The organism is Spirochaetota bacterium (assembly GCA_038043445.1).
Lineage (GTDB): Bacteria > Spirochaetota > Brachyspiria > Brachyspirales > JACRPF01 > JBBTBY01.
This window is the reverse complement of record JBBTBY010000091.1, coordinates 1-6,280: the sequence shown is the minus strand read 5'-3', so window position 1 is coordinate 6,280 and position 6,280 is coordinate 1. Positions and strand designations below refer to the sequence as shown.

4 protein-coding genes are annotated in these 6,280 nt (G+C 55.4%); all 4 read right to left on the bottom strand.

Annotated elements, in window-relative coordinates; genetic code table 11:
- A partial coding sequence (locus tag AABZ39_13445; GenBank protein MEK6795780.1) for an extracellular solute-binding protein occupies nt 1-1,524 on the bottom strand: 1,524 nt, incomplete at its 3' end.
- A 55-nt stretch (nt 1,525-1,579) separates the two neighbouring features.
- Entirely contained in the window at nt 1,580-2,722 is a 1,143-nt protein-coding gene (locus tag AABZ39_13440; GenBank protein MEK6795779.1) for a hypothetical protein, read from the bottom strand.
- A gap of 83 nt (nt 2,723-2,805) precedes the next feature.
- Nucleotides 2,806-5,115 carry a hypothetical protein gene (locus tag AABZ39_13435; protein ID MEK6795778.1) on the bottom strand — a complete coding sequence of 770 codons (2,310 nt, stop codon included), beginning with the start codon at nt 5,113-5,115 and terminating at the stop codon, nt 2,806-2,808.
- 192 nt (nt 5,116-5,307) lie between these two features.
- A partial coding sequence (locus AABZ39_13430; GenBank protein ID MEK6795777.1) for a hypothetical protein occupies nt 5,308-6,280 on the bottom strand: 973 nt, incomplete at its 5' end.

Sequence of the window (6,280 nt, the reverse complement as noted above, 5' to 3'; positions counted from 1 at the left end):
CATCGCATACACCTGCTGCCATTTTATTATCGATTCGCCGCCGATATTGAAATTGATGCCGGGGGTCACGCCGTCCGCATGCGGTGAGACCTCGGCGTTCACACCCGTACCGGGAGCACCTTTCACGCAGGGTATCCATCCCACCTTCGCGTTCAATGCGATATTATTCTCCTTCTGCATGACGAACAGAAGGAAATCGATGGCGGCCCGGCGGCGCTCGGGGTCCTTCTCCGGTGTCGCACATCCGAACTGCGTACCCGAGGCGACATCCTCGAAGCCCGGACCTGCGAAATTCTCATAGAGCCCTTTGTCCGCGGGACCGGGGAACGGATAATCGAAAACGCCGACCTCAAAGCCGTTATCCTTCCCCTGCTCGACGACCATGGGCGCATCGGCCGTCCATCCGGGAACGAATACGGCGCGCTGTTGGATGAACATGAATATCCCGTCGTCGCGGTTCAATCCGATGAAGCCGCGTACCGAATTGCTCGCAACGGCTGAGACCATGGCGAATTTGGCACGATACCCCGGATGATCGAGCGAGATAAGCCCCGTCTTCATCCCGATGTACTGTTCCACCGTGCTCACCGTGCAGTCATGATTGAAATCGATGATATCGCGCGCCTTCGTCGTTATGGGGTCGAAAAAATTCCGTTCCATGATGCTCTTCATGTGAAAATCGGAATTAGCGATGGGAACATACGGCGTTCCCGGCGCATTCGTTCTGTCGCCCGGAACGAACGTATGCCGCTTTATCTCTTCGCAGACGCGGATGAACTCCCCGAACGTTGAGGGCGGCGCCGTGCGCCCCGTCAGCTTTTTCAAAAGGCTTTTATTGTAATACATGCGCGTCAGGTGCATGGTAATGCCGATGTTCATGTATTCCTGGATGTCGGGAACATAGCCCGCCTTAAGGCCGTCCTTCGTCGTTTCGCGGAGCGCGACACCGGCGAATTCATTGTTCGCATTATACGGGTTCGGTGATGTGACATGGTCGGTGAGCGGCGTGAAATAGCGGAGATAGTAACTGATAAGAAGATTGTACGGCACAAAACCGATCTGTATCAGGTCAGGGGGCGCACCGCCGACCATCTGCGTTACGAACCACTGCCCGTACGTCGAATACGGGACTCCCACCTGCACCACGCGCACGTTCGGATGTATCTTTCGGTATTCCTTCGCGAGCTCATCGATGCCGTCGCGGAACCCCGGCTCAAGCTGCCAATGGGCTATGCGCACCGTGATGATGCGGGACCGGGCGGACTGCGGCAGGCGTATGACCATGCCTGTGCTCAGCACCTCACGCTCATTGATATCGGGATAGTTCTCATCGCACAGATGTGCGGCCGTCGTCTGAAAGTTCGATGCAATGGACACGAGCGTATCGCCCGGTTTCACCGTATAGGTACGGTCGGTCTCCAGCGTCTGCTGATTGAGATACACCGCGAGGGCTGAAACGAGGAACGCCCCGACGATAATGATAAAACCGAAATAGCGTTTGAGAAGATCGATTATTTTCGTCATGTATTTCCTCCCGGCACGATGAATATATCCTGCATCCGTCGTTTCGTAAACAGCATCAGCGCCCCGTTAGCGCTTTGGCAAGTGCGTCAAGCCGCGTCGTTCCTTCTGCGAGCGTCGGCACAAGGACCCAGCTCCCTTCGCACAGCTCATCCCACGCATAGACCAGGATGGTGTTCGCCTCGGCTGCATCGGGATTACGCGCGACCCACTGCATCGCGGAACGCACATGTTCCGTAAGTTCTTCGGGCGTCGGCTTTGTGAACCAGGGCCCTTTGTAGGATGACGATGCCTTTTCCTTTTCATCGACCAGCATGGCACGGAAATCCCAGCCCGTATTGAGCGGCGGTATGACTTTTTTTCCGGTGCTTTTATAGAGCTCCCATCGCTCCTCGTTGATCTTCATCAATTCGCGGTACGGCAGCTCCCGACCATCACCGTCGGCGGGAGCCTTCATGCTGTTGGCGGAATACGCACTTACCGCATCCAAACCGAGCTCGTCGATGTTTTTGATATGCCATGTGCTGTAGTAGATATTGCCGACAAGATAGGGATTTGCAAGTCCCGCATCGGTCGTCCTCTTTCGTAAATAGTCCAAAGACTTACGCGCTTCTTCCCATGAACCGAATCCGCGCTTACCGCCTTTCCACGAATCGACACTCTTGGGCATTTCATCCAGATAATTGATGTATACGATCGGCCTCCCGCCGGAAACCTTCTGGTACTGCATATCCTGAAAGTTGCTGACAAAGCCCGCGACGGTCATCTCCCACTCATCCTTAGGACCGAGCCACTGCGACTGTAAGAGATAGCAGTATTTGAGAAGTTTCTTTTTTTCGCTTGTGCGGTAGTAATTGAACGCATAATTGAAACCGTCCGCCATGACGAACGACTTCGGGTGATACCAGTCGAATACCCAGTAGTCCACCCCGGCTTTCGCCGCATATTCTATCTCCCGGTCGACGATGTCCTGTGTATCGCCGCGTATCTCCACAACGGTGTTCGACAGTACTTTCGCATAGAACGGCAGACGCTCATGCCATTGCTTCGGGGTCAAATAGCCCTCATACCGATTGGAAACCTTGCTGTACTTCGACCAGTCGAACCATGCATCCCAGCGTATGACGCCGACAGTCATCCGCTCCCCGTAGACGGACGCCGCGAGCAGGAGACCGAATAAAACATTGCACCTTGTTTTCATATAGAATTCCTTTCGTATATTTGTTGCCGCTTCCGCATGCTTCATCGCTGATGCTTTCAAACTATCACACATCCGCATCACCGTCACTCCCCGAGCGACGATGTCGTATCGTTCGCCTTCCCCGCCCACGGCTCGAATGTACGCCATTTCTGTCGAAGATACCTGAGCAGCGACAGCATCTCATCCGACGCAAGCGCGCGGTCATACACGATGATCTCCGCGATCTCGCCGACGAAATTATCGCCGTCCTTGCTCATGCTTCCGCCGATGCCGAGCCCTTTGCCAAGTATCGGCCCCCTTTTCACTTCCACGCTCGTATCATAGGGTTTGTCGTTCGCCACATAGATGCACCAGCTCGGAGATATCCAATCCACGGCACCGCCGTTCTTCATCGTCGTACCGTTATACATCGACAGTATGCGTCCGTACTGTGCCGCTTCCATTTCTGCCGGACACCGATGCACGGCAAAGACGGTCGCGATCTCGGCGGTCGCTCCCGACCTGAACATGCCCTTCCCCGGGTCGAAGCGCACCGCTTTCACACCGCTGGGATAGCTCACGTATTTCATTGCCGAGTTCACTGACACCGCATCGTTCCCTTTGCCGGAAATATCCTTCCACAGGGAAACAACATCGCCGCTTTTTTTCAGCGACGCGGCATTCATCGCATCGAGGTGAAGGATGCGTCCGTTCATAGGTACCCGTGCTTCGGATACCGCACGCGCGGACGACGAAGAAAAGCCCTTTCGCATAGCACCGATAGCATCAACGCGGCTCATATTCGCCGTACCGTCCTCATTTCTCGTCGGGCAAAGCCAGCCCCCCTCGTCGTGCTCGTTCCATGCATACACTATCACCGCCTGCGCCGGACATTTCGCCTTGTTTTCAACGGCACAATGCATCGCCTCCTCGATTTGCGACGCAAGCTCCGCGGGTGTCGGTGTCTCATAATATTTCTCAATACCGACGCCGGGAAGCTGATTTCTCTCCCACGACACCGGATGCTCTATGCGCGGACGGCGGTCCCAACCTGCCATGACAATCGGCACCACTTCGGCGCGCGTCGAAAGACATTGCTCCCAGAAGATACGCGCATCGTCGGCAAGCGTCGAATATTTCGAGGGCGTTCCAACACTCCCCGTATCGAACGCATACGAACTGACCGCTTGCGCACCGATAATGTCGGCATACAATTTCGCGCGGGCGGGAGTGTATTCCATGACCACGATATACGGGTCGCCTGAGCCCGCGGTCTTCGCAGCCTCGCGGAAATCATCGAAAAGCTTGCGCGCATTCGCCGCGCCGCCCCAAGCCTTGAGCCATTCGTCGGTCATGCTGAAAAGATACACAAGCGGGCGTCCGCCGAGAACCGTTACGTATGCATCGTCGATCATATAATCGATGACGCGCTTCATACGCGCCGGAAAAGCCGCTGCATTGCCGAACGTATCCGGCTGCGCGATGACACAGAACGGCATTTCCTTCCTGCGGGGATGATCGATATACACATTGATCGCATCGCTCATTGACAAGTCCGTATCGTAGAGCAAAAATGCCCAATAGTCGATACATCTCTTCGCGTAGTCTATCTCTTTCCCGATGACCTCGGGCGAGTATCCATCGAGCGCTATCTCATTCTCGCTCTTTACCCGCGCAAAGAACGGCATACGCCAGTGATACTGCTTCGGCCCGAGCGATGCGAGCATCTGCGCGGCCGGATTATTCCCTTTCGGCGCATGCCAGGCGTCCCAGCGTATCGCCCCGACGATGGGACGTCCGCTCGCCATTTTCACCGGATCGCGCTTCACTGCTTTCACCGGTTTCGATGCTTCATCCATCGATTCCACCTTCACCGCCGCGATCCATATCGACGTACCCGCTTCCGCCTTGCCGAAAAGCATGAGCGGAAGTCGCAGGCCCTTCGCGGTGAAATCTTTCTTTATCTCGAATTCCCATATCTCTTTCGTCCACTCATCGGGGATGAATGTCTCGCGCGATGCGGTACCCAGCGCATAGGGAGCGCCTTCGGTCATGACGGCGATCATAATGGGCGTTTTTTTGGCCGCTTTCCACATGATGGACATGCGGTATGTTCCGCCAGGGGTGAGCACCCCGGGATATTTCACCCACACCTGCGCATTATAGATCGACGGCGAGGACGACGCGGGCGCTTCGACGCTTATTTTCATTGCGCCTTTTCCGAGAGCGGATTCCGCGCCCACATCGGCGGTCACGACCGCTTTGAGCCCGTTCTGAAATGCGCTTGTGACAGCCGCATTTTCTCCCGAGAGCCGCAGATCCACGATCGCATCCGCGGATACCGCCGCGCTGAAGAATGCGGAAATGATGATCGTCATACAAAGCGTTCGAAACGGACCTGCCATGTATCTCATGATGTTCTCCTTTTCGGGAATGATATCAGTATACATAAAAACCGAAATAATGTCGTTGCGGTTCTTCGGACAATAGTTGCGTTTTTCAAGGGGATCCACGCCCGAATGAAAAAGAAGCCGTCTTATCGGCCGTCGCATGCGGCGCCGCTCTTGATGGGAGCCTATGATACTATCGTATGCGGCTTCTCTATTTCATCTCTTTACAACGGGACATCCGGCTGTTTCCGCCGTGATCCTGATCGTACGAAGTTCCGTATCACTCATCCCAGACAGCCGTATGACCGCATCGAGGGATGCATCCATGTCACGTACGAGCAGATCGCATACCTCAACGTTCTCACAGGAACCGAACCATATCAGGCTGTACGGTTTCTTATACCGCATCACGCCCGGTGCCACATCAATGCGTGTCTGCGAAACGGTGATATCCTTCCCCCCGTAGAACCGAAGTGCCGGCTCGGCGAATTCGGTGAACGAATTGTTCGAAAGGACGATATTCCTGATATCGCCGGGCGTATTCGCGTGCAGCGCGATGAAACTGCCGACAAAATGATTGTCGCGAATGACAATGTTCCGCGGCGACGGCCCCTCGAGCGCAGGATAGGTGGTTGGCGGTTCGCAGTGGAGCGCTATCCCCAATGCGCCCTGATTGCTTACATAGGTGTTCCCCTCTATCACCGCGTCGGTAGTGAACGGCAGGGTTCGGCATGTGTATTGAAAATAATTCGACCGGAGGAAAAGCGGAGCGCCGCATGCGGAGAGATCATATACATAATCGCCCCCTTTATTCGTATTTATGTCCGCCACCGCCCGATCAAGCCCGATGCGATATATGATGCGCGGCCATTTGTTCGTGACCTCTACCGACAGGTCCTTGATCGCAGCCGCCCCCTTGATGACCCCTTTCCCGGAAACGAATTCGAGCATATCGCCGGGTGCGAACATATTCGGGAGATACGTGCGAATCGTGATCGTCTCCGGCGAATCGCTCCCGGTGATGTATTGTCCGTCGCTGTGCCCGTTGATGGGGTCATCCCCTCCCCAGCAGAATCGGTTGTTCTCGATGACGGTAGGCCCGCGCGTCTGGCTTGCGACATGCATGACATCGCAGCAGGTAAGGAGCCTTCCCGAACCGGCGTGTATATCGACGGCGCTATTGCGCACG